This is a genomic window from Acidobacteriota bacterium (assembly GCA_033549365.1).
GTDB lineage: Bacteria > Acidobacteriota > Aminicenantia > Aminicenantales > Saccharicenantaceae > JAWSUF01.
Genome location: JAWSUF010000002.1, coordinates 146,333 through 170,291 on the forward strand (window position 1 = coordinate 146,333; position 23,959 = coordinate 170,291).

Annotated in this window: 24 protein-coding genes; 10 read left to right on the forward strand and 14 right to left on the reverse strand. The window is 60.5% G+C overall.

What is annotated here, in order from left to right; genetic code table 11:
* The first annotated feature begins 84 nt into the window (after nucleotides 1-84).
* Nucleotides 85-948, forward strand: a complete 864-nt coding sequence (locus SCM96_03460; GenBank protein MDW7759678.1) for a hypothetical protein — start codon at nucleotides 85-87, stop codon at nucleotides 946-948.
* An 8-nt stretch (nucleotides 949-956) separates the two neighbouring features.
* On the opposite strand, the gene SCM96_03465 is transcribed toward SCM96_03460, so the two are convergent.
* From SCM96_03465 to SCM96_03500, 8 genes are all read right to left on the reverse strand, one after another.
* On the reverse strand, nucleotides 957-3,344 hold the full coding sequence (locus SCM96_03465; GenBank protein ID MDW7759679.1) for a DNA internalization-related competence protein ComEC/Rec2: 2,388 nt from the start codon (nucleotides 3,342-3,344) through the stop codon (nucleotides 957-959).
* 402 nt (nucleotides 3,345-3,746) lie between these two features.
* Nucleotides 3,747-5,066 (reverse strand): M20 family metallopeptidase, encoded by a 1,320-nt coding sequence (locus tag SCM96_03470; GenBank protein MDW7759680.1) that lies wholly within the window; start codon nucleotides 5,064-5,066, stop codon nucleotides 3,747-3,749.
* A 78-nt stretch (nucleotides 5,067-5,144) separates the two neighbouring features.
* Nucleotides 5,145-5,471, reverse strand: a complete 327-nt coding sequence (locus SCM96_03475; protein ID MDW7759681.1) for a YtxH domain-containing protein — start codon at nucleotides 5,469-5,471, stop codon at nucleotides 5,145-5,147.
* Nucleotides 5,461-5,832 carry a hypothetical protein gene (locus tag SCM96_03480; protein ID MDW7759682.1) on the reverse strand — a complete coding sequence of 124 codons (372 nt, stop codon included), beginning with the start codon at nucleotides 5,830-5,832 and terminating at the stop codon, nucleotides 5,461-5,463. Before SCM96_03480 ends, SCM96_03475 begins: the two co-directional genes overlap by 11 nt.
* Before the next feature lie 50 nt (nucleotides 5,833-5,882).
* A complete protein-coding gene (locus tag SCM96_03485) occupies nucleotides 5,883-6,491 on the reverse strand; it encodes a hypothetical protein (GenBank protein ID MDW7759683.1) in 609 nt (202 codons plus the stop codon).
* The gene (locus tag SCM96_03490) at nucleotides 6,488-7,480 is read right to left on the reverse strand and encodes an iron ABC transporter permease (GenBank protein MDW7759684.1); all 993 of its coding nucleotides are present in this window, start codon (nucleotides 7,478-7,480) and stop codon (nucleotides 6,488-6,490) included. The genes SCM96_03485 and SCM96_03490 overlap by 4 nt, the downstream gene beginning before the upstream one ends.
* Nucleotides 7,477-8,397, reverse strand: coding sequence for a helical backbone metal receptor (locus SCM96_03495; protein ID MDW7759685.1), 921 nt, complete (start codon nucleotides 8,395-8,397; stop codon nucleotides 7,477-7,479). The genes SCM96_03490 and SCM96_03495 overlap by 4 nt, the downstream gene beginning before the upstream one ends.
* Nucleotides 8,394-9,194, reverse strand: coding sequence for an ABC transporter ATP-binding protein (locus SCM96_03500; GenBank protein ID MDW7759686.1), 801 nt, complete (start codon nucleotides 9,192-9,194; stop codon nucleotides 8,394-8,396). Before SCM96_03500 ends, SCM96_03495 begins: the two co-directional genes overlap by 4 nt.
* An 81-nt stretch (nucleotides 9,195-9,275) precedes the next feature.
* On the opposite strand from SCM96_03500, the gene lptE reads away from it, so the two are divergent.
* Nucleotides 9,276-9,791 (forward strand): LPS assembly lipoprotein LptE, encoded by a 516-nt coding sequence (gene lptE, locus SCM96_03505; GenBank protein ID MDW7759687.1) that lies wholly within the window; start codon nucleotides 9,276-9,278, stop codon nucleotides 9,789-9,791.
* Complete coding sequence (gene holA / locus SCM96_03510) at nucleotides 9,788-10,891, forward strand: DNA polymerase III subunit delta (GenBank protein ID MDW7759688.1); 1,104 nt, start codon at nucleotides 9,788-9,790, stop codon at nucleotides 10,889-10,891. The genes lptE and holA overlap by 4 nt, the downstream gene beginning before the upstream one ends.
* On the opposite strand, the gene rpsT is transcribed toward holA, so the two are convergent.
* The gene (gene rpsT / locus SCM96_03515) at nucleotides 10,875-11,153 is read right to left on the reverse strand and encodes a 30S ribosomal protein S20 (protein MDW7759689.1); all 279 of its coding nucleotides are present in this window, start codon (nucleotides 11,151-11,153) and stop codon (nucleotides 10,875-10,877) included. The two genes, holA and rpsT, sit on opposite strands and share 17 nt — an antisense overlap.
* Before the next feature lie 76 nt (nucleotides 11,154-11,229).
* Here rpsT and murJ point away from each other — a divergent pair, with 76 nt between their 5' ends.
* Both murJ and dtd read left to right on the forward strand, forming a co-directional pair.
* Entirely contained in the window at nucleotides 11,230-12,816 is a 1,587-nt protein-coding gene (gene murJ, locus SCM96_03520; GenBank protein MDW7759690.1) for a murein biosynthesis integral membrane protein MurJ, read from the forward strand.
* On the forward strand, nucleotides 12,813-13,271 hold the full coding sequence (gene dtd, locus SCM96_03525) for a D-aminoacyl-tRNA deacylase (protein ID MDW7759691.1): 459 nt from the start codon (nucleotides 12,813-12,815) through the stop codon (nucleotides 13,269-13,271). The genes murJ and dtd overlap by 4 nt, the downstream gene beginning before the upstream one ends.
* On the opposite strand, the gene SCM96_03530 is transcribed toward dtd, so the two are convergent.
* The 5 genes from SCM96_03530 to ftsY are packed head-to-tail and all read right to left on the reverse strand — an operon-like array spanning nucleotide 13,272 to nucleotide 17,599.
* A complete protein-coding gene (locus SCM96_03530) occupies nucleotides 13,272-13,775 on the reverse strand; it encodes a HEAT repeat domain-containing protein (GenBank protein MDW7759692.1) in 504 nt (167 codons plus the stop codon).
* Nucleotides 13,776-13,813: 38 nt separating this feature from the next.
* Complete coding sequence (locus SCM96_03535) at nucleotides 13,814-15,031, reverse strand: bifunctional 3,4-dihydroxy-2-butanone-4-phosphate synthase/GTP cyclohydrolase II (GenBank protein MDW7759693.1); 1,218 nt, start codon at nucleotides 15,029-15,031, stop codon at nucleotides 13,814-13,816.
* A complete protein-coding gene (locus tag SCM96_03540; protein ID MDW7759694.1) occupies nucleotides 15,028-15,612 on the reverse strand; it encodes a riboflavin synthase in 585 nt (194 codons plus the stop codon). The genes SCM96_03535 and SCM96_03540 overlap by 4 nt, the downstream gene beginning before the upstream one ends.
* Nucleotides 15,588-16,712, reverse strand: a complete 1,125-nt coding sequence (gene ribD, locus SCM96_03545; protein ID MDW7759695.1) for a bifunctional diaminohydroxyphosphoribosylaminopyrimidine deaminase/5-amino-6-(5-phosphoribosylamino)uracil reductase RibD — start codon at nucleotides 16,710-16,712, stop codon at nucleotides 15,588-15,590. Before ribD ends, SCM96_03540 begins: the two co-directional genes overlap by 25 nt.
* A complete protein-coding gene (gene ftsY / locus SCM96_03550) occupies nucleotides 16,709-17,599 on the reverse strand; it encodes a signal recognition particle-docking protein FtsY (protein ID MDW7759696.1) in 891 nt (296 codons plus the stop codon). The genes ribD and ftsY overlap by 4 nt, the downstream gene beginning before the upstream one ends.
* A 91-nt stretch (nucleotides 17,600-17,690) precedes the next feature.
* Between ftsY and recJ the strand changes: the two genes are divergently transcribed.
* Genes recJ through raiA form a run of 5 tightly spaced genes read left to right on the forward strand, consistent with a single transcriptional unit; the run spans nucleotide 17,691 to nucleotide 23,953 of the window.
* The gene (gene recJ / locus SCM96_03555; GenBank protein MDW7759697.1) at nucleotides 17,691-19,382 is read left to right on the forward strand and encodes a single-stranded-DNA-specific exonuclease RecJ; all 1,692 of its coding nucleotides are present in this window, start codon (nucleotides 17,691-17,693) and stop codon (nucleotides 19,380-19,382) included.
* Nucleotides 19,379-21,214 (forward strand): LptA/OstA family protein, encoded by a 1,836-nt coding sequence (locus tag SCM96_03560; GenBank protein MDW7759698.1) that lies wholly within the window; start codon nucleotides 19,379-19,381, stop codon nucleotides 21,212-21,214. The genes recJ and SCM96_03560 overlap by 4 nt, the downstream gene beginning before the upstream one ends.
* Before the next feature lie 16 nt (nucleotides 21,215-21,230).
* A complete protein-coding gene (gene lptB, locus SCM96_03565) occupies nucleotides 21,231-21,956 on the forward strand; it encodes an LPS export ABC transporter ATP-binding protein (protein MDW7759699.1) in 726 nt (241 codons plus the stop codon).
* Between the two features lie 12 nt (nucleotides 21,957-21,968).
* Nucleotides 21,969-23,405 carry an RNA polymerase factor sigma-54 gene (gene rpoN / locus SCM96_03570; protein ID MDW7759700.1) on the forward strand — a complete coding sequence of 479 codons (1,437 nt, stop codon included), beginning with the start codon at nucleotides 21,969-21,971 and terminating at the stop codon, nucleotides 23,403-23,405.
* 2 nt (nucleotides 23,406-23,407) lie between these two features.
* Nucleotides 23,408-23,953, forward strand: coding sequence for a ribosome-associated translation inhibitor RaiA (gene raiA, locus SCM96_03575; GenBank protein ID MDW7759701.1), 546 nt, complete (start codon nucleotides 23,408-23,410; stop codon nucleotides 23,951-23,953).
* The last annotated feature ends 6 nt before the right edge of the window (nucleotides 23,954-23,959 follow it).

The following is a 23,959-nucleotide window of genomic DNA, read 5'->3' on the forward strand; positions in this document are numbered from 1 at the left end:
CCCGGTGTCTTTACACGATTCGGAGTTTTTCTTATAATGAGTCAACCGAGATTCTTTTTCGGTGGATAAGGAGGAATTGTCGTTATGAAGAAAACAGCCTTGATTGTCTTGATGATCGCGATCCTGGCGGCGGGCTTTTCCTGCGCCAAGAAATCCCAGGTCAAAGGCGTGGACATCGGCGTCGAGTTTTCCGAGAAAAACCTGACGGACAATCTGATGACCGATGTCTTCTATACGTGGAAAACGTCCTCGGAATTTGAAAAACTGGATCAGGATTACAGCGTGTTCGTCCATTTCTGGCACGGCGCAAACCTGTTGATTCAGGATGACTATGTTCCCGAGGTGCCGACTTCCCAGTGGGAACCCAATCAGGAATACACGGTTCAGAGACGCATCTACATCCCCCCGTTCATCGATGAATTCGATCCCCGGTTCCGGGGCGAGGAGACGCTTCGGCTGTCCGTCGGCCTGCATTCCCCCTACGATGTCGCCGGCAAATCGAAACTGGAAGTCCTGAACAGGAACTATAAAGTCACCCTCCCTCCCCCCGATACGCCCGAGGTCATCTATGAGTCCGGCTGGTACAACCTGGAGATCGAACCCGGGTCCTATCTCAAGCAATGGCGGTGGACGGAGCAGGAAGCCCGCTGTCTGATCGACAATCCGCACCGCGACGCCCTGCTCGTCATCCGGGGCGGCGTCAACCCCGAGGCCGTCAAGGATCAGAGGGTCATTTTCAAGATCAACGACCTCGTGCTGGATGAATTCATTCCCGAAGAAAGCCATTTCGAAAAGTCTTATCCGATCAAAAAGGAAATGCTGGGCGACGGCGACGAATTTCACCTGATCATCGCCACGGATAAGACATTCCGTCCGGCCGATATTATTCCGAGGTCCCAGGACGACCGCGTCCTCGGAATCCAGATCGGCTTCATCTACTTCAGGTAGGGCGATGTTCACAGGGCCGGGATGCCGGCCCGCGATGTCCGGATCCGGATCTCCCGGCCGTCCGATGTGATCTCAACGGCGCCGTGGATGTCCGTCCGGAAAACCCGGGTATCTGCCGTTTCATATGTCTCCAGAACCTCCCTGTTGGGAAGACCGAAGTTGTTGTCCCGGCCGACGGAAATGACCGCAACGGCGGGGCGGACTTTTTCGAGGAAGGCGGCCGAACTCGATGTCCGGCTGCCGTGATGGGGGGATTTCAAGACAGTCGCTGAAAGATCCGCCGTTCCGCCGGCAAGCTTCTCTTCGGCCGCCCGGCCGATGTCGCCCGTCAGGAGAAAAGCCGTTTCCCCATAAACGATTTTCAGGACAAGGGACAGGTCGTTTTCCAAAAGGCTTGTCTCGCGGTCTCTTTCATCCGGATGCAGGACATCGATCCGCGCTTCGCCCGCCGTTTCTCCGTCGCCCCGGAAAACACGACGGCGGCGGGATTTCACCAGAGCCTTCTCCAATCGGGCATAGACCGCTCCCTGCTCGGGGGGAAAGGCTTCCCAGAATTCACCGATTTTGAAATTCCGGGCCACGGAAACCAGGCCGTTGAGGTGGTCCGGATGGGGATGCGAAAGAACAAGGATGTCGATCCGCCGGATGCCCCGCCGCCAGAGAAACGGCGAAACGACGTTTTCCCCCAGGTCGAAGGAGTTGTCGTGAAGCCCGCCGCCGTCGACAAGCATGCGTCTTTTTCCGGGAAATTCGATGAGAATCGATTCTCCCTGTCCGACATCGATCAGGGTCATCCTCAAATCCCGGCTTCGGGACGGAAAGGGATGGACAACCAGGAGAATCGAAAAAACGGCCGAAACCGATCGGGCGGCCGCCCGGACCCGGCGTTTTCGAAAAGGAATAAGAAGCAGCCCCAGACCGACTCCATAACCGAGAAGAACGAGCCACCCGGGAGTGGGAATGCGGTAGGAAAACGGGGCCGTGCCTCCCAGCGTTCCTGAAAGTCGAAGAAAGAGGGGGATGAGAATTTCGAGAAGAGAGGCGGCGAGGCCGGCGGCGAAGGGGGCGATGAAAGACAGGGGAATGAACAGAAAACCCGCAAGCATGATCGCCGCGACCAGCGGGACGGCAGGCAGGTTGAGAGGAATGGAAGAGAATGTCACCCGGTTGAAATGGCGGGCGACAAGAGGCAGAACACCGGCCAGGGCGGCCGTCGAGACGGCCGCCATTTCCCCCGCCCGCAGAGGCAGGCGCGGCAGGAGACGCATCAGGCGGGGAGCGAAAAGAATGATGGACAGCGTGGCGGCGAATGTCAGTTGAAACCCGATGTCGAACAGGCTGAAGGGATTGTCGAGGAGGAGGACCAAGCCGCTGAAGGCTGCCGAGTTCAGGGGCGGGGCATCGCGCCAGAGCAGGCGTCCGGCCAGATAGACAAGGGCCATGAGGGTCGCCCGAAAGACCGAGGGGCGGCCTTCGACGAACATGGCATAGGCGATCAAAGCGGAGATCAAGACGAGGTGGGAGATTCTCCGCCGCAACCGGATCAGGCGAAGAAAGGCGTAGATCATCAACGAGAGAATGGCGATGTGCGCTCCGGAGATGGCGAAAAGATGATAGAGACCCGAGGCCTGGAGGCGGTGCAGGGTCGGCGCATCCAGCCGGCCGTTTTCTCCGAGCATGAGCGCTTCGAGGACGGCGCCCGTCGGTGTCAGGGATGCCGGAGGCGGAGCTGAAAAGCGGCTCTCGATCTTGTCCTGCGCGGCCAGACGCAGCCGGGACATCATGCGGGCGGGCGAAAAACGCGGGCCGTCGGCGATCTTTTCGACGAGCCGGGGGCTTTTGGCGAAGGCCCGGGCGTGGATCTTCCGGTTTTTGAGGAAGCGGGAGTAAAAGGGCGGGTGGAAATTGTGGTAATCTCCGCCCTTGGAAAGTTGGGCGGAGATACGAATGCGGTCGCGGGCATGAAGGCGGATCCGTCCGCCGCCGCCCGGAGTGACGGGAACGGTGACGCGAAGCCGGCCTTCCATGGGGATGTCCTGACCTTGGGTGCGCACGCCGTCGACGCGCATAAGGAGGATGTCGCGGTCCGTGTCCCGGGACGGAGATTTGACCAGAATGCCTGTGAAATCCGAGTAGCCCTCGGCCTGGAATGTTCGGAGAGGAATGGCGGCATAACGGGCGTCTTCATAGGTGTAAACGGCGGCTCCGAAGGCCGCAGTCGCGCCCAGGACGATCACGAGGGCCGTCCGGTTCTTCCTCGCCGCGAAGGCCGCCCAGGCCGCCGCAAGAAGGGTCAGAAAGACGACAGCGACTGGGAAGGGCTTCAAAGTCGCAGCCGAAGCCGCCAGGATCCCGGCCGCCGTCGCAACGGCCAGATACAGGCACGGATATCTCATCGTTCGGCCTTGTCGGATCGGCTATATTCAATAGACGCAATGGGCGGCTTGTTGATTCTCACTCTCCCGACTGCGTCCCGCGGAAACCGACGCCGCGTCTACGTCGAACAGGCTGCGACGCAGTCGGAATGGTGAGATCGGCACGCCTAAAAGGTCATAACGCCGGATTATGGAGAAAAAAGAAAAACCCCGGCGTTATGACGCACAACCCCGAAGAGAGGGACTGTGCGCGTGTCGAGGTTGCCGTTCCGGCAAGGAAGAGGCTCACGAAGGCGTAGTTGAGCTACGTCGAGTGGGCTTCGACGAAGCCGGGATGGTGAGATCGGCACGCCCGAAGGGTGAAAACTCCAGATAAGAAGAAAGTAAAAAACTTGGAGTTTTCACGCACAACCCCGAAAGGGGTTAGGGGTGATGATTGCCGATGGCACTCTGAATCTCGAGCGCGTCGAGAATCAGATGGCACATGGCCCGGATGCCCACGGCGATGGCCCGCTCATCGGGATTGAACCGGGGCGTATGAAGAGCGGCGGGCGAAGCCTGGGACGGGTTCTTCACGCCGAGAAAGAAAAACAGACCGGGGATCTTCCGGGCGAAAAAGGCGAAATCCTCGGAGACCATTTGCGGCGCGAGATCGAGAACCTTGTCTTTCCCCATGGCCTGGATGAGAGACGGCAGCATGGTTTTGGCCAGTTCGGGATGGTTGTGAACGGGGGGAAGGTTGGGCCGGTAATCGAAAACATGGGAGGCGCCGAAGGACTGGACGATGCCTTTGACAAGGGTTTCAATAATCGCGGGGATCCGTTTTCTGTTGGCGTCGCTCAGCGTGCGGATGGTTCCCTCGAGGATGACCTTGTCGGCGATGATGTTGGCCCGTGTGCCGCCCTCGATGCGGCCCACGGTGACGACGGCGGGATCCGTCGGATCGATGGAGCGCCCGACCACGGTCTGAAGCGCGGCGACGATATGGGAGGCGACGACGATGGCGTCCACCCCTTCCTGGGGTCTGGCGCCGTGGGCGCTCCGGCCTTTGACGACGATCTGAAACCCGTCGGAGGCGGCCATGATGTTGCCCGGGGAAAAGAGAACCTGTCCGACGTTTTCATTCCAAACATGAAGTCCGAAGATGGCGCTGACCCTGGGGTTTTCCAGGACGCCCTCGCGGATCATCAGGGCGGCCCCGCCCTCCTCGCCCGCCGGGGGACCTTCTTCAGCCGGTTGAAATATGAACTTGACGCCGCCTTTGACGCGATCCTTCAAGTCCTTGAGCACCATGGCGGTGCCGAGAGCGACGGCCATGTGGATGTCGTGGCCGCAGGCGTGCATGACCCCCGGGTTGAGCGATTGAAAGGGAACATTGGTCGTTTCCTGAATCGGCAGGGCGTCCATATCGGCCCTTAGAGCCACGGTCGGACCGGGCTGTCCGCCCCGCAGGAGTCCGACGACTCCGGTTTTGGCGACTCCCGTCCTTGTTTCCAGGCCGAGAGCCGAGAGTTTCGAAGCGATGAGGCGCGCCGTCTCGAATTCCCTGTTGCTGAGCTCGGGGTTCATGTGAATGAACCTGCGGATCTTGATGATTTCCGGCTTGTGGCGCTCGATGGCCTCGTCGATAAGCCGGGCCGTCCGTGTGTCGACGGCGCCGAGAGGAGAAATCAAGGCCAAGAAGCTTGCTGTGAAGAACACGGCGGCCCAAACTCCGGCGCACACCCCTCTCCACACTTCCATTCTCAACCCCTCTTACGTTCTTCGGATCATCCCATCAGCCGGCTGAAGCCTCCCGCCTCCGGCCGTTGAAGTTGCGGTTTACTTTTCCGTGGCTTCGTCTTCCGGGAAAAACGGAGACTTGCGGGAGAATTCGTCTTTTTTCTTTTCGATGAATTCCTTGATGGCGTCGATGCCTTCGGAAGTTTTCTCGCGGACGACGCGGATGCCCTTTTCGGCTTCCTTGGCGATCTTGTCGTAATTTTCCTTGGCTGCGTCGCCGGCTTTCCCGACCTGATCCTTGAGTTTTTTCCGGGTTTCCTGCCCGCTGGCCGGAGCCATAAGAATGCCCACAACGAATCCGGCGGCGGCTCCCGCCAGGAATGACACCAGGGCTTCCGCCAGATGACTGTCTCTGTTAGCGCTCATATCGTTTCTCCTTTCTTTTTTTCCATAGACGCCAGCTGCCCCGAATCAAGGGCAAAATAAGCGGCCAATACCTTATGGCCGGCCCGAAAGCGCCCGACGTCATATGATGGGCGGTCCCGGACATGACGTTGGCGGCCCTTCGCGCGGATTGCAAAGTCGAGCCGAGTTCGTCGAGTTGCAGGCCGGCTTTCTGCTCGAGCCGCTTGAGGTCGGCCGTCAGGGAGCGGATTTCCACAAAGGTCCGCTCAGCTTCCCGAGCGGTCTTCTTGATTTGGACCAGCGTGATGCACAGAAATGTGACGGCGGCGACGGCCGAAACCGTCAAAACGACAACTAAAACCTGTTCCAGGGTCAGCACCATCTTATCTTCACGATATGACAAAACATCATATTTGTCAAATGAATCGCCCGTCAGGAATTCCCGGCTGTGGGGGGGTTCAGGCGAAGGATTTTTTCCAGATTTCCCAGACCGTGAGCCGCGGCGACGGCGTTCAGGCATGCGGCGCATTGTTCCGGATCCCGTCCGGCGGCGGCTTTTTCCCAGGCCGCAAGATGAGGATCGAAAACGAATTCGATCTCTCCCCGCCTTTTCAGAAGACGGGAAATGCCGCGGGCGGCCCGCCACTGGGTGATCATGACAATGGCCAGAGTATAGAAGAAAATGTTGGGACCCGGGAGAAAGGCGGCCAGCCCGCTGATTGGAAGCAACAGAGCTTCGAGTCCCAGAACAAGATAGTGCCGGCTTTTCTGGCGCTGAAGGAAAAAGAAAAAACTCCGCCGCATCTCGCGTTGGCCCTTGCGGCGGCCGTGGAGGACGAGGGGAGGAGGATCCGCCGGTCCGGGAGCGTGGGAGAACGCCTGTTCCTGGCGGAGGATGCGGATGGGAAGCAGAAGAAGCTTTTTTTTGGCCTTCTCCCAGGCGATGCGGGACTTGGAAAACTTGAGAAGGGGAGGCTGCACGGGATCGGAAGAGAAAAACCGCATCCGATGACGGAAGTCCCGCGTGAAAAAATAGATCATGACCGCCTGCGCTGAAGGAGATAGATGAAAAACGGCGCTCCGACGGCGGCGGTGATGACGCCGATCGGAAGTTCGGCCGGGGCCAGAACCGTCCGGGCCAGAAGATCGCAATAGACCAGAAAAACCCCTCCGGCGAAAGAGGACAGAAGGAACAGACGGCGATGGTCCGGTCCCGTGAGAATCCGGATCCAGTGCGGCACGATGAGACCGACGAAACCGATGATGCCGCTTACGGAAACCGAAAGAGCGGCCAGGAGCGTGGCCAGAACCAGAAAAATCGTCCGGATGCGTCCGACGGGACATCCCAGTGCGAGCGCTGCGTCGTCGCCCAGAGAAAGCAAATTCATGTCGCGGGCCAGAGCTTGGGCCACGGCCAGTCCGGCCAGAATGAGAGGAGCGACGGCCGCGGCCTGGTTCCAGTCCGCCGAAGCCAGGCTGCCCAGGAGCCAGAAAACAGCCTGTTCAAAGGAGTCCGCCCGCATGAAAAGAAGAAAAGACGTCAGGGAGGAGGCCAGAGCACCGGCCGCGATGCCCGTCAACAGGAGTGTTTCCACCTTGAAGACGCCTTTGCGCCGGGACAGGACATAAACGGCCCCGACCACGGTCAGGCCGGAGATAAAGGCCGCGCTTCCCTGAACGGCGAAGCCTGCTCCCGTCCGGATGCCTAGGACAAGGACCAGAACCGCTCCGAAAGACGCGCCCGAGGAGACTCCGACGACAAAGGGATCGGCCATCGGGTTCCGGAAAAATCCCTGCAAAACGGCGCCTGAAAGGGCCAGGGCGGCCCCGACCAGAAAGGCAAGGCAGGCCCGGGCCAGCCGGAGGTGAATGAAGATCACGGCATAGGTCGTATCCCCGTGAAGGATAAAATCCCGAAGATCTCCGGGAGTCGTGGCCGCCGGGCCGAGAAGGAGCGAGGCCAGAAGACCCGTGACGGCCAGCACGGTCAGGGCGCCGGCTGTTGTCCGCGATGCGGTCCGGGCCTTCACCGGGAGGCCCTCCCTAAGGCGGGATCGGGATGCAGGCAGGCCGCGAGGGATTTCAGCGTGTCGACAAGCCTCGGTCCGAACCGGCTGGCCGCGTTCTCGTCGAGAAAACAGACGCGGTTCGTTCGAAAAGCCTGAAGGCTCTCGAGCCTGTATTCCCGGGACAACCTGTCGCGTGCGGAGGCGAAATCCTCAAGGGAGGGGGCCAGGATGACGATGACGTCGGGATTGTCTCGGAACAGTCGCTCCCGGCTGAAATGAACCCATTCGCGAGAGATGTCTCCGGCGATGTTCCACCCGCCGGCCCGTTTCAGGATATCGTCGAGATAGCTGTCCCGGCCGCAGGTCCAGAGACCCCGGGCATTCAGCGTCAGGAAAACCGACGGCTCGGCGGACCGGGAGGACCGTTCCCGTTCGGCGGCGGCCAGAGCCGCGGCGACCTCTTCGGCCAGGACCGATGCCCCTTCCTCACGGTGGACGAGACGTCCGATCTTTTCGATGAATCGGGGCAGGGTTTCAAGATCGGACCCGATGTCGAATACGAAAACCGGCAGGCCGAGTGTTCGAATCCGTTCCAGAGTCCGGATGGGATTGCCCCGGAAGCCGATGACCAGATCGGGCTTCAGGTGGAGAACCATTTCGATCGAAGGGTCGATGAAACCGCCCACCCGGTCTTTCTCCCGGGCTTCGGCGGGATGGTCGCAATAGCGCGTGACGCCCACGATTTGGTCTCCGGCGCCGACGGCGAACAGGATTTCGGTGATGTTGGGCGCCAAAGAGACGATGCGCCGGGGCGGCCGGTCCGGGAGAGTGAAGACGTGTCCGAAATCGTCCGTCAGAACTCTGTCCTGGGAAGGGGCTTCGATCGCAAGGCCCGGCAACGCCAGCATCAGGACCAGAATCCGGACCTTCCGTCTCATGGCCTTTCCGCCTCTCCGTCCCCGGCGATGAGAGAGATCTCCGGCAGCCCGGATCGCGGGTTGGTCCGGACGTCGACCTCGGCTTCGAAGATGTCGCGGATCGTTTCTCGAGTGATGAGATCGACCGGTGTTCCCCAAGCTTCCAAACGTCCGTTTTTAAGCAGCATCAGCCGGCGGCTGAAGAGAGCCGCCAGATTGACATTGTGCTCGGCGGCCAGGATGGTTGTTTGGCGTTCGATCTGGAGTTTGTGGAGCATGCGGTAAATCTCAACCTGGAAGCAGATGTCGAGATGGGCGCTCGGTTCGTCGAGAAGAAGAATCTGGGCGTCCTGGGCCAGGGCGCGGGCGATGTCGACACGCCGGGCCTCGCCTCCGCTCAGGCGGGCCGCGGGCTTCGACCTCAAGTGGGTGACGCGGGCCAGTGTCATGGCGTCTTCGACGGCGTCCCGGTCGGAAGACGACAGCCTCTCCAGGCGGCCGCGCCGGGCGTATCGGCCCATGGTCACGACCTCTTCGACCGTGTAGTCGAATGCCGGTTCGTGAAACTGGGGAACATAGGCGACCAGTCCGGCCAACTCCCGCCGGGAGAGACTCAGAGCCTCGCGCCCCAGAATCGTGACGTTCCCTTCGCAGGTCTTGAGAAGACCCTGAACGGCCTTGATCAACGTGCTTTTCCCCGAACCGTTTTTTCCCAGAACGGCGGTGAAATCGCCGGCTTCGAGGGAAAACGAGACGTCTTCCAGGACGAACCCGTTTTCGTATCCGGCTCTGAGGTTGTGGACATCCAACACGGTCATGGGCGGTTCTTTCGAATCTCAGTATAGCTTTTCCGCTTCGGCTCGTGAAGGGGCCGTGTCCTGTGATATAATCCCGGCGGTATGAAACTCCGCTATCTCATTCTTCTTTTGGCCGCCGTTCTGACGTTTTTCGAGTGCGGCTACCGGCTGCGCGGCACCGGAAGTTTCCTTCCGGCCCACGTTCAGAAGATGAGCATCCCCATGTTCAAAAACAGCACGACCCGTTTCGAGCTGGACCTCAAGCTGACCCGCAGCGTCATCAGCGAAATGGTTATCCGCGGCAAGGTCCAGGTCGTGCAGGAAACGGAGGGCGCCGACGCCCTGCTTGACGGCGAAATCGTCTCGTTCCGGGTCAGTCCCATCGCCTTCACCGAACAGGCCGCGGCCGACAGGTACAACATCCGGATCGTCGCCCGGATCGCCCTGCGGGACCTCGTCCGGCAGAGGGTGATTTTTTCCGACGCCTCGTTCGTTTTCACCGAGGAATACGAAGTTCCCGAAGGATCGGATTTCGAGTCCGTCGAATCCGAAGCCATCGACAAAGTCGCCGAAAAATTCGCCCGCAGTCTCGTCGTCAGCATCCTGGAGGGTTTTTGACGCGGGACGCGTCCGTCCCCTGTTGGTTTTTCTGCGGAACGGATGTGTTTCGGAGCGAGGAATTCATCGCCTCGATTCAGGCCGCTCTCTACGACGGATGCCCGCCCGATTTTCCGGTCGAACGATTTTATCTGGACGAAACCTCATGGCCGGATATTCTGGACAGCGCCCGGACCTCCCCGATGCTGTTTTCTCCCGGCCGGGTGATCGTCGTCAGGGCGACCGAAGCCGGGGACAAGAACCAGGAGAAAGAGGGGGAAAAGCCGGCCGGCAAAAAAGGATTTGTCGACCTTGCGCCGGAGGACGAAAATCTTTTATCCGCTTATCTGGCCTCGCCTCCCGACCGGACGGTCCTGGTCGTCATCGCACCGGGGGAATCCAAGCGTCCCCGTCCGTTGATCAAGTTCTTCAAATCGCGGCCGGCGTCCCAGGTCCGATTGACTGAATTCAAACCCCTCCGGGCCTCCGAACTCAGAAAATGGGTTGCCGAGCGGGCCCGCCGGGAGGGCAAGACTTTCGACGCGGATGCCCTGGACAAGTTCTGTGAGCTGTCCTCCGGCGACCTGAGGCGGATGGACAGCGAAATCGCCAAGCTGGCCGTTTATATCGGAGAGAATAAAACCATCAGCCTCAAAGATGTCGGTGAGATCGTTCCCTGGGTCATCACGCTCGGAGACTTCGATATCCAGGACGCTCTGGAAGACGGCGACTTCGTCAAATGCCTGGCCGTTCTCGACGCCTATTTCAGCTCGACCCGGGCGACTCCGGAAGCGATTCTGGGGAAAATCGGCGACTTTCTCGGCCATGTTCTGCGGGGGAAAACTCTCCTGGCCGAAGGCAAGACCCCGAAAGAGATCTTCACCCTGCTCTTTCCCTACATCAAGGAAACCACGGGATTTTTTTACCGGCGCAAGTATGAAGCGTTTTTTTCCGCGGTCAAAAGCCTGGGAGGAAAACGTTTGAATGCCCTGTTTCAATCGTTGAGCGAGGCGGATCTGATGGTCAAAAGAGCGGACATCCCTCCCCGCGTCGTTTTGGACGCAATCCTCTACCGCTACTGCCGGATGAGAAAAAGAAGTGAGGTCAGGCGGTCGTCTTGACGGCGGCTTCCCGGACCTTGCGACTGAGCCGGGATTTATAGCGGTCGCCCTTTTTCTCGGGGATGGTCTTTTTCTTGACGCTCTTGTCGATCACGGACATGGCCTTGGGAAGAAGAGCGGCGGCCGTTTCGGCGTCCCCGTTTTTGATGGCGGTCTTGATATTCCGGATTTCGCTCCGCAGCCGGGATTTGCTTTTTTTGTTGACGGCGTTTTTGCGCAAACTCTGGCGCAACTGCTTGACGGCGGATTTGTGACGCGGCATAACAATCTCCTTTAAAGGACGCTTATGATAGAATAGCGTCCACAAAAAGTCAACCTGGACCGATCGCCGGGGCATTATGGAACACGACGAGAAACAGAGCAAGATCATCAGATCGACGGCGTCCGTGGCTCTGCCCATGCTCGTCAGCCGGGTTCTGGGATATGTCCGGGACATGCTTCAGGCCTATTTCCTGGGAACGGGAACTTCGGCCGATGCCTTCACCTTGGCCTACACCCTGCCCAATCTGCTTCGCCGCCTGACCGCCGAGGGCGCCATGACGGCGGCCTTTATTCCCGTCTTTACGGATATGCGTGTCCGGGAAGGCCGGGAAGAGATGTGGGCCTTCGCCCGTTCTTTTTTTGGTGTCCTGGCCCTGGTGATGGCTGCCGTTTCCATTCTGGGCATTTTTCTGTCGCCGATCCTGGTGAAAACGGTCGCCGCCGGGTTCGGCGACGTGGAGGGCAAATGGGCCTTGACCATCGGTCTGACCCGGTTGATGTTCCCCTTTATTCTGATCATCAGCCTGGCCGCCCTGGCCACAGGCATTCTGAACTCCCTCCAGCGCTTTGCCGTGCCGGCCTTCGCTCCCGTTCTATTCAATATCAGCGTGATTGCCGGGGCCGTAATGTTCGCCTCGCGAGCCGAGGAGCCGGCCTGGATCTTTGCGGCGGCGATTTTGGCCGGTGGGATTCTGCAGCTTCTGTTCCAGTGGCCCGCTCTTCACCGGGAGGGGCTGAGGCTTCCCTTTCGGCCGTCCATCCGCCATCCCGGGGTCATCCGGGTGGCCGTCCTTATGGTTCCCGGCGTTTTCTCCTTCGGCGCCTATCAGGTCAAGTTCGCCGTCAGCCGGTTTATGGCCTCACATCTTGAGGAGGGCAGTGTTTCAGCCCTGTACTACGCGTCACGGGTCGAGGAACTGACATTCGGTCTCTTTTCCATAGCCTTGGCCGTTGTGCTGCTCCCCTCCCTCTCGGGCCAGGCGGCCGCCCGCGACAGCCAAGGCATCCGCAAAACACTGGAGTTTTCCCTGCGGCTTATTGTTCTGGGGACCCTTCCGGCCATGACCGGGCTTCTCCTGCTCAGCCGGCCCATCATGCAGGTTCTCTTCGAAAGGGGGGAATTCACGGCGCGTTCCACGGCCTTAAGCGCGGAGTGCCTGTTTTTCCTGGCGCTGGGGCTTCCGTTCATTTCCGTGACGAAAATCCTGGTGACGACTTTCTATTCCCTCCAGGATACACGGACTCCGGCGGCTGTGGCGTTCGTCCTTATTTTGATTTATATCGCCGCCGCGTTGCCTCTGGGAACCGTGCTCGGGGTCGGAGGGCTGGCCCTGGCCCTTTCCCTCACCCAGATGATTCATGCCGGGGTTCTCGGATTTCTTCTGAGAAAGCGGCTCGGCCGGTATGCCGACACGGGGTTTTGGGCTGTGGTCCTGCGGAGCTTTGCGGCCTGTGCGGTGATGGCGGGCGCTGTCATCGGAGTTTCGCATGCCGTCTCCCGCGAAGCGGCCGCCGGCATGGCCGGGATTGTCGCCCTGGCCGCAACCATTTTGACGGGGATCATCGTCTACGGTGCGGCGGTTTTTGTTCTGAACCGCCGGGAATTCGACAGCCTCCGGAATGCGCTTTTCCGCAGCCGGCCGGGGGCAAGGAAGGAACCATGATCATCGTTCTCCAGAGGGTGAAAGAGGCCTCGGTGGAAGTCGAAGGCCGGACGGCCGGCGCCGTCGGCCGCGGAGTCTGTCTCCTTGTCGGGATCCGGAAAGGAGATACCGAAAAGGAGGCCGAAGCTCTGGCGGAAAAAATCGCCGGATTGCGCATTTTTCCGGATGAGGCGGGAAAAATGAATCTGTCGTTATCCGAGGTCGAGGGCGAGGCCCTGGCCGTTTCCCAGTTCACCCTGGCCGGCTCCGTCCGCAAAGGCCGCCGGCCGAGCTTCGACGGCGCTGAAGATCCCGTGCCCGCCGCGGCCCTGTTCGATCAATTCGTCGCCGCGCTCCGCCGACGGGGCATTCCCGTTCAAACCGGAGTCTTTCAGGCGGTCATGGAGGTTCGCATCGTTAACGACGGTCCGGTGACCTTCATCCTCGAAGCGGGATCGGTCCGGAGTCCGGCCTGATCAGGAAAACCGGATGGGGCTGGCCTTGCCGAGGGCCTCTCCGGCCGCCGCCCGGACATGGGGGCTTTCGTCCTTCATCATGCGGACAAGAAGCTTCAGGGCCTCACGGCCGCCGAGGTGTCCCAATGCGCCGGCGACGTATCTTCTGATCTCGATGTTGGAATCGTCGAGAAACTCCGCAACCCATGGCAGGGCGTCCCGGGATCCCCGAAGTCCCAGGATTTGGAGCGCGGCGCACCTGGCGTACCAGGGAGGGACGGCCAGACGCCGGCGAAGGAGATCGGGGTTGCGGTCCCGGCGTCCGCCGAGGACGCCGATGAGGTAATCGCGGATGTCTTCGCCGGGATCGGACAGGGAGGCCCAGAGAACGTCTTCAACCCACGGCTCATCGATTCTCGCGCAGGCTTTGAGGATTTTCAATCGCCGGCTTCGGACCGGGGTCCGGCTCAATTTTTTCAGGAACGCGTCGCCGATCAGGCGCCCGTCCCGGCCTGCGGGAGGCATGTCTCAAATCCTCCTCAGCGGATTCCGCCGGGCCGCCGTTAAACCTGGTCGAGAATATGCCCCAGTTTTTCTTTTTTGGTCTTGAGATAATTCCTGTTGTCCCGGCAGGGGGAAATCTCCAGAGGCACGCGCTCGCTGATTTCCAGGTTGTAGCCGGCCAACCCGATGAACTTCCGGGGGTTATTTGTGATCAGGCGGATTTTTTTTATGCCCAGAGCGACCAGGATCTGGGCCCCGATGCCGTAATCCCTCTGGTCGGGTTTGAATCCCAGGCGGCAATTGGCCTCGACGGTGTCGGCGCCCTGGTCCTGAATGGCGTAGGCCCGGATCTTGTTCGACAACCCGATGCCCCGCCCTTCATGAGTCATGATGTAGAGGATGACGCCGCGCCCCTCCTTTTCGACCAAGGCCATGGCCTGGTGAAGCTGATCGCCGCAGTCGCACCGGATGGAAGCGAAGGTGTCGCCCGTCAGGCATTGGGAATGGGCGCGGACGAGAACGGGTTCTCCACCCAGAATATCGCCTTTGATGAGGGCGACATGCTGTTCGCCGCGGATGTCGTCCTCGAAAACGGCAACCCGATACTTGCCGAAACGGGTGGGCAGGTCGGCTTCGTCGACCTTCCTGACCAGGGTTTCGTTCTTCATCCGGTACTTGATGAGATCGGCGATGGTCAGAATGGGGATGTTGTGAGCCCGGCTGAACTCGATGAGTTGGGGCATGCGGGCCATGGTGCCGTCTTCGTTCATGATTTCGCAGATGACGCCGGCCGGGTTCAGGCCGGCCATGCGGGCGATGTCCACGGCCGCTTCAGTCTGACCTGCCCGCTCCAGAACACCGCCTTCCTTGGCCTGGAGGGGGAAGATATGGCCGGGCCGGGACAGATCGGCCGGCCGGGTGGCCGGATCGACGGCCGTCAAAATGGTGGCCGCCCGGTCGGCGGCGCTGATTCCCGTCGACACCTTGTCCTTGGCGTCGATGGAGATCGTGAAGGCTGTCTGATAGCGGGCCGTGTTGTCGGCGACCATGAGCGGGAGCTGGAGTTCTTCCAGGCGGTTTTTCGTCAGGGGCAGGCAGATGAGTCCCCGTCCCTCCCGGGCCATAAAGTTGATCATTTCGGGCGTGATCTTTTCGGCGGCGGTCATGAGGTCGCCTTCGTTTTCCCGGTCCTCGTCGTCGACAATGATGATGAGACGCCCCTCCCGGACATGAGCGACGGCGTCTTCAACGGTAATTGTGGGGCATGTTGTGTTCATGGTTTTCGGGCGAAATTATACACGTATTTGCCGATGATGTCACATTCGATGTTCACGGTGTCACCGGGCCTCAGCAGCCCCATGTTCGAGCCCTGAAGAGTCAGGGGGATCAACTCGGCATCGAATGAGGACGGCCCAAGAGAGGCCACGGTCAGGCTGACGCCGTTGACCGCGACCGATCCCTTGGGGATGAAAAACGGACGGATCGCGGCCGGGAACGACACCGACAGCCGTTTCCCCGGCGGCCGCGGGACCGATTTCAGGACTTTACCGACGGCGTCGATATGACCGGTCACCAGATGTCCGCCGAGAGGGTCCTTCAGGGTCAAGGGCGGCTCCAGGTTCAGGCGTTCTCCGATGCGGAGATGTCCGAGCGTTGTTTTTTCCAGGGTCTCCCGGGAGAGATTGAAGGCCAACAGGCCGTCCTCCCGGCTCAAAAGGCTGAGACAGACGCCGTTGACGGACAGGCTGTCGCCGATTTCCAGCCGGCCCGGAAGCGGCGGGGCGGAACAGAGAAGCTCCTTCCGGCCGCCTCGGTAACCTTTGAATTCACCGGTCAGAGCGATGAGGCCTGTGAACATGACGGATATCCTTCCAGGACGAGGTCTTCCCCGATGGAGAAAAACCGGGGTTCGGTGAGCCGAATGCCGTCGGCGATGCGGGGGGCGCCCCGGCCTTCGAAAAGACCCGGAGCGTCCCGGCCGCCGAGGAGAAGGGGGGCGACCACCAGAAGTATTTTGTCGGCCAGACCCCTTTCCAGAAAAGCGGTATGAATGTCCCGTCCGCCTTCGACGAGGAGAGCCGCAATGTCTCTCCGGGCGAGTTCGCCGAGAACGGATTGAAGGTCCGGTCGTCCCTGCGGCGAAGGTAAGACAACCACTTTGGCCCCCTTGCGGCGAAGGAGATCCGCCTTGCGCCGGGAGGCGCCTTCACCGGCGACGATCAGAACCGGTCCCTCGTCGAGCGTCGAAAGGATGCGGGCGGACGGCGGAAATCTGAGTTTTGAATCGAGAATGACCCGGATCACGGCCTTGCCTTTGCGGAAGGGGTGGCGGACGGTCAGGAGAGGATCGTCCGCGATCAGGGTGCCGGCGCCGATCAGGACGGCATCGTTGTCCTCTCTCAGGAGATGGGCATATTCCCGCGAAGCGGCCGAGGAGATCCAGCGGGCGTCGAGTCTCCGCGAGGCCAGTTTTCCGTCGAGAGACACGGCGGCTTTCAGGGTGACAAACGGCATTTTCCGGGTGATGAATTTGACGGCGCTTTCGTTGAGCCTCCGGTTTCTTTCTTCCAGGATCCCGACGGAGACGTCAAGACCGGCTTCCCGGAGCCGGGCGATACCCCTGTTGTGGACGACGGGGTTGGGATCGCGGGCGGAGATCACGACACGGGCCGGTTCGGCCGCCAAAACGGCCTCCGCGCAGGGCGGCGTTTTTCCCCAATGAACGCACGGTTCGAGCGTCACATAGAGCGTCGCCCCTTTCGCCCGCCGCCCGGCTTTTTCCAAAGCGACGATTTCCGCGTGCGGGCTTCCGGCCCGGGCGTGATATCCCCAGCCGACGATGACGCCGCGGCGGACGACGACGGCGCCCACGGCCGGATTGGGACTCGTGAGACCCGCGGCTTTGGCGGCCAGTCCGTAGGCCATGTCCATGAAAGCGCGATCCGTCCGCCTGCTCATGAAAACAGGGCCTCGATGTAATCGGCGGGAGAAAACTCGGCCAGGTCGGCCTCGCTTTCCCCGAGGCCCACGAATTTGATGGGCAGGCCGAGTTCGTCGGCGACGGCCAGGACGCTTCCCCCTTTCGCCGTGCCGTCGAGCTTGGTGAGCACGACGCCGGTCAGGCCGGAAAAGGACAGGAATTCCCGGGCCTGAGCCAGGGCATTGCGACCGACCGCGGCATCGAGGATGAGCAGGGATTCCCGCGGTTCTTCGGGGATTTCCCGGGATGTCACCCGGCGGATTTTTTCGAGTTCGCCCATGAGATTCTTGTTGGTATGAAGGCGGCCGGCGGTGTCGATGAGAAGAAGGTCGTAGCCGTCGTCCCGGTAAGTCCGGACGGCGTCGAAGACGATAGAGGCGGGATCGGCGTCCCGGCGGCCGGAGACAACGGGAATGCCGAGTTTTTTTCCCCACAGTTGAAGCTGTTCGCAGGCCGCGGCCCGGAAGGTGTCGGCCGCCGCCATCAGGACCCGGCTCCCCCGGCCTGCGGCCCGCCGGGCCAGTTTGGCCAGAGTCGTCGTTTTGCCGCCCCCGTTGGCGCCGACCATCAAAACGACGGCGCGTCCGGAGTCGGCGGCGAATTCCGAGCTTTTCCCGTCCAGCATCGCGGCCAGATCTTTCTTGAGAATGTCCCGCAGGACTTCCGGCGGGTCGTCCTTTCCGCATTGGGCCCGGAGACCGTCAAGGAGCTTTTCCGTCGTCGGGATGCCCACGTCGGCCAGGACCAGGAGTTCGAACAACTCCTCAAGAATGTCCTCTCTTTTTTTTCCGCTGCGGAACAGGTCCCCCAGCCGGCGAAAGATCCGCCGGGTTCGAAAGAGACCTTCGGATAGATCGGTGATCACGGCATAAGCATTATATTTTTCAATCGTTTGAATGTCAACGACGGGAGCCCGGGCGTTGTCCGCAACCGGGGATTATGCTACATTGAGGGCAATGAACGATACGATCTGGCATCTCTGCGAACCCCACCCGGCCGCGGCCGGGCTGGCCTCCGCCCTGGGTCTGCCGCCGGAGATCGCCCGCATTCTGACCAACCGCGGGATTGAAACCGTCGAAGCCGCCCGGACCTTTCTCTACGGAGGGCTTGAGGATCTTCACGACCCCTTCCTCATGAAGGGCATGGAGGCCGCCGTGGCCAGGATCCGCCGAGCAACGGCCCGGGGCGAGAAAATCCTCATTTTCGGCGACTATGACGCCGACGGCGTTCTCTCCACGGTCATGCTGCACAAGGCCCTTCGTACCCTGGGCGCCGATGTCGATTACTATATTCCCGACAGGCTCGAAGACGGCTACGGGATCAAGGACCACCATGCCGACATCCTTCCCGGCCGGGGGGCGAAGCTTGTGATCAGCGTCGATTGCGGAATCAAGGCGGTCGGTTTCACGGCCCGGGCCGGAGCCGGCGGCGTGGACGTCATCATCACGGACCATCACTACCCCGGGAGTGATCTGCCGGACGCCGTGGCCGTTCTCAATCCCGTTCTGTCCGAATCGGGCTACCCCGACAAGGCTTTGGCCGGAGTCGGTGTGGTCTTCAAGCTCATCCAGGCTCTCCTCATCACCGAGGGGCGCGAGGCGTCTCTGCCGCACTACATGAAACTCGTCTCGATCGGCACCGTGGCCGATGTCGCCCGTCTGATCGGGGAAAACCGGCTGTTCGTCAGACACGGCCTGAAAGCGCTGGAGGATGTCGCCAACCCGGGTCTCAAACGGTTGATGGACGTCTGCGGTCTGCAAAACCGGGCGGTCCAGGCCTCCGATCTGGGATTCCGGCTCGGACCGAGAATCAATGCCGCCGGACGCATGGGGCAAACGGATCTTGCGGTCAAGCTCTTTTTCGCCGAGACGGACGGGGAAGCCCGGGATCTTGTCGCCCGGCTGGAAGCGCTCAACACGAAGCGGCAGGGGACGGAGGAAAAAATCTTCCGGGAGGCCCGGGAGATGGTCGAAGCCCGCGGCCTCGACCAACGGTACAAGTGTCTGATCCTGGGCTGCGAGACCTGGCACAAGGGCGTCATCGGGATCGTGGCCTCCAAAATCAAGGAGACCTTTCATCGTCCGGTCATCCTGTTTTCCTACGAAGACGGCCGGGCCGTCGGGTCCGGCCGGAGCATTTCGGATTTCGCGCTCATCGATCTTCTCGACGCCTGCGCCCCGCTGTTTCAGTCATACGGCGGCCACAAGCTGGCCGTGGGATGCACGCTGGCCCGGGAGAACATGACCGCTCTTCGGGAGGCCGTGAACGCCCTGGCCGAGGAGAAAATTTCCGGCGAGGATCTCAAGAGAAAGCTCCGAATCGACGCCGGCCTGGATTTCGAGGCCATCACCCCGGAATTCATGGAGCATTTCGAACGTCTGAATCCGTTCGGCCCGGGGAATCCCAAACCGCTGTTTTTGACACGGGGAGCGGAGATCATGAGCGAGCCGCGGACGATGCGCGGCCGGCATATGAAGTTTCTGGCCCGGCGCAACGGCCGGTTTTTTGAAGCCGTGGGTTGGGACAAGGCCGACTGGGCGGCCCGTCTCGCCCGGGGACGCACCGTCGACCTGGTCTATTCCGTGGCCGTTTCCGAATACCTCGGCGAAACCAAAACCACCTTGACGATCGAGGATATCCGGCCTTGAAAAACGTCCGGCGCGCCGCCATCGCCGCTTTCCTGATCCTGTTTGCGGCGATCATTTTCCGCCTGGTGACGGCCCGGCCCGGAGATCCGGGATCCGGGGAAATTCCCCTTCCTCCCGAAGGCGGACGCCTGGAGAGGAAAATCGGCGCCCGCCATTCCGAATTCAGCGGCGGCCGGGAGTCCTTCAGAACCCGGGCCGACAGCGTCTATGCCGGTGAGGACGGTCTTCAGCACCTGGAGGGAAACGTCGAAATCATCGATTTCGGCCGCACCGGAGGCCGGAAAATCGTCATTTCCGCAGGTCATGTCGCTCTCGACGAAGACCGGACCCGGTTCGATCTTCTCGAAAACGTGAGCGTTCGCGAAAAGGACATCGTGATCGAAGCTCCGGGATTTAAATATGACAGAATCCAGGAGGCCTTTCACACCGTTTTGGGCGCCGCCTTCGCCACCGGAAAACTCAAAGGGACGTCCCGCAGCCTCCGCTACGCCATCGGGTCCGGAGAGCTGGAGCTCGAGGGCGATCTCCGCGTGGAATCCCGGGCTGAGGCCTCCCGGGACATCCCTCTGACCATCACCGGAGACCGGCTGTTTTACCACAGGGACTCCGGAACCGGCGAAGTGACCGGCGCGCCTGTTTTGGAGCGCGGCGGCAGCCGGGCCGAGGGGGGGCGGCTGATGTTCATCTTGTCGGGCGACCGGGAAAATTTGGAAACGGCTGTTTTTGAGGGCGGCGTCAAGGCTGTTTTTCAAGGCCCGGATTTCGGCGCCGGCGCCTATCGTATCGAGGCTGATGAGGCCCGGACGGTTTTGTACCCCGAAACCCTGGTCTCTACACATTTCGAGGCCAGGGGAAACAGCAGGCTGGTCATTGCCGCTCCGGACGGGGGCGTCACGCGCCTGGATTCCGATTATTCCATTCTCTATTTCACGCCCGAAGGGGAACTGAAGGATCTTGCGGCCTGGCCCGACGTCCGGATCACGATCGACTCGGCCGGCGACTCAGAAGAGCCCCGCCGCTTTTCGGCCGCTCGCGTCGATTACAACCATGGGCACGGCGCTCTGGTTTTGAAAAAAGGTCCGGGGCGGAGACCCCGGGCGGATTCGGGGCCTTTGGATATCGAGGCCGATCGAATCGTCGTCCATATGCGCACCGAGAATGTCGAGGCCTCGGGAGAGGTCCGCTTGATCATGCGGTCCGGAGAAAGCGGAGCGCCGGTGGGTTTTTTTTCCGGAGGGAAACCCGTCTTCATCACCTGTGGGCGCATGAACACCCGGGCGGACGATCGGCGGTTTTTCTTCCGCGATCAGGTCCGGATCTGGCAGGAGCGGGAATCCGTCAGCGCCTCGGAACTCGATATCCTTCAGGAGACGGGCCGGGTGGTTTTCCGCGGCGACGTCCACTCCCTGCTCTTTCGCAAGACGGGCGATGACGACGACGAAGAAGAGCGGCTCGAAATGCACTCGGACGAGATGGTCTTCATTCCGGAGAGAAACCTGATCCGATACACGGGGGCGGGCCGTCTGGAAACCCAGTCGTTCACCTTGCGGGCCGACAGCCTGGCCGTGACTCTGGCCGGGACCGGCGGCGGCATGGACCGCGTTGAGGCCGAAGGCAACGTCGTGATCGATCAGGAGGCCCGTCAGGGCCGGGGGGAACGGGCCGTTTATGAAAGAGCGGAGGCCACCGTGGTTCTCACCGGCCATCCCGTCCTGGCCGAGCGGGACAAGGGGGAGACAAAGGGGGACAAATTGACTTTCTATCTGGACGATGGTAGAATCGCCATCGAAAATATCAAGCGCGACAGATCCACCACCGTCATCATCCGATGACCGGATTGCCGAGTTCATGAGGGGTTCCTTAAAAGCCGCCGGTCTCGAAAAGAGCTACGGCCGCAAAAAAGTCGTCGACGGGATTTCCGTCGAAGTCCGCCGTGGTGAAATCGTCGGCCTGCTCGGCCCCAACGGCGCCGGCAAGACAACAACGTTCTCCATCATGGCCGGTCTCATTCAGGGGGACGGCGGCCGGATTGATCTGGACGGCGAGGATATCACCGGGTTGCCCATGTACGTCCGGGCGAGAAAGGGCATCAGCCTTCTTCCCCAGGAGCCTTCGATTTTCCGCAAGTTGACGGTCGAGGGAAACATCCTGGCCGTGATCGAAGCCCGGCCGGACGCCTTTCGCGACAGACCGCGCGATCCCCGGGACATCCTTGAGGAGTTCGGGCTGGCCCGGCTGTCCCGAGCCAAGGCCTATACGCTGTCCGGAGGAGAACGCCGGCGGCTCGAGATCGCCCGGGCCATGGTCACCTCTCCGGATTTCATCCTCCTCGACGAACCGTTTACGGGAATCGATCCCCTGGCGGTTCTCGATCTTCAGGACATCCTGAAACACCTGAAAGAAAAACGGATGGGCATCCTCGTGACGGACCACAATGTCCGGGAAACCCTGGAAATCACGGACAAGGCCTGCATCATCGACAAGGGAAAAATGATTCTTGAAGGAACCCCCCGGGACATTCTTTCGTCCCGGGAGGTCCGGGAGAGTTATTTGGGCAGCGAATTCCGTCTATAATAAAGACGCCTCATGTTGAAACAACGGTTGGATCAAAAAATCGTCCAGAAGCTTTATCTGGCGCCCGCTCTTCAGCAGGCCATCCGGCTTCTGCCGTTGACCAACCTGGAACTCATCGAAATCATCGATCAGGAAATGTCCCAGAATCCCATGATCGAACTGGAGGAGGACCAGGCTCCGCCCAAAGACGAAAGTGAGGACGGCGAGATTCCCGATCAGGCGGAAATGTTGGGGGACAAGGATTCCGTCGACGATGAGGCCTTCGATGTCGGAGCGTTTTTTCGGGACTACCTCGACGAGGGCTTCCGGCCGGATTTCCATGAGGACCGGGAGCGTGTTTCGCTGGAAAACACTCTCGCCCGGAATCCCAGTCTGTGGGACCATCTGAATTGGCAGGCCTCTCTGGCTTTCGACGATCCCCGCGATCTCGAAATCGCCCGATTCATCATCGGCAATATCAAGGAAAACGGCTATCTGGCGGAGCCGGTTGAGGAACTGGCCGAACTCATCCGGACGGCTCCCGAGGCCCTCGACGCCGTCCGGAAAAAAATCTTGATGTTCGATCCGGTCGGCTCGGCCAGCCTGGATCTGAAGGAAGCTCTCCTGGCTCAGATGGACCATCTGGACATCGATGATGCCACGGCCCGGACCATTGTGACCGAACACCTTTCCCTGCTGGAAAAATCGGATTATCTCCAATTGGCCAAAGTCCTCAATCTGGCGCCCGGAGACATCAAGGCGCACATCGATCTGATCCGAAGTCTGGATCCGGCGCCCGGCCTGAAATACGCTCAGGATCGGACGGTGAGCGTCGTTCCCGATATCCTGGTCGTCAAGGAAGGCGACGACCTGAAGATTCATCTCAACGACGAAGGGCTGCCCCGGCTGAGACTCAGCCGATTCTACAACGCCATGCTGTCCCGGGCGGGGGACGGCGATCCCGAAACGCTTCTGTTCCTCAAGGACAAGATGAAGAAGGCCCTGTGGTTTCTGAGAAGCCTGGACCAGCGCAACCGGACCATCGCCAAGGTGGCCAAATATATCATCGACAAACAAAAGGACTTTTTCGATCGGGGCGTGGACAGCATCAAGCCCCTGACGCTGATGGAGATCGCCCAGGAGATCGGGGTCCATGAATCCACGGTCGGCCGTGTCGTGGCCAACAAGCAGATGTCGACGCCTCTGGGCACGTTTCCGCTCAAATACTTCTTTCACAAATCCCTTCAGGGGTCCTACGGAGAGGATGTTTCCTCGCTCAAGGTCAAGGATCGGATCCGCAAGATCGTCGGGAGCGAGGACAAGAGCCGTCCGTTGAGCGACATCGAAATTGGTGATATATTGACCCGTGAGAATCTTCGCGTCGCCCGGAGAACGGTGGCCAAGTACCGGAAACAACTGAAAATTCCGCCGTCGCACATTCGAAAACGAAAGTCATATATGGAGGGTTGAAAATGAACGTGAATTTTACGGCTCGCCAGTCGGATCTGACCCCGGACATCAAGGCCTATTGCCAAAAAAGACTGGAGGGCATGAGGCGACTGCGGTTCTCCGTCCTCGAGGTCGATGTCATTCTGACGGTCAGGAAAAACCGCCATATCGCCGAAGTCAACCTGAAAACCAAGGGCGGTTCCATTGTGGTGGAAGAGGAAACCTCCGATATGATGGATTCTCTGAATCTGGCCTTCGACGCCCTGGAAAAAAAGATAAAGAAGGACATCGAGAAGAATCGCGAAAAACGGCGCCGGAGCGGCCGGGAGAGAAAAGGGTTTTCCGCCGTTATTGAAGAGGCGGAGCCGGATGAGAAGGCCGAGGGAACCGTCGTCCGGGTCCTGCGCAGCCCCTATTATTCTCTCAAGCCGATGACCGTGGAAGAGGCCCTGATCCAGTTCGACGTGAAGAAACGGGAAGTGCTGATGTTCCGCCGCGCGGCGGGTGAGAGATGGGCGGTCCTGTTCCGCAGAAAAGACGGCCACTACGGCTTGGTCGAACCGGATTGATCGCCA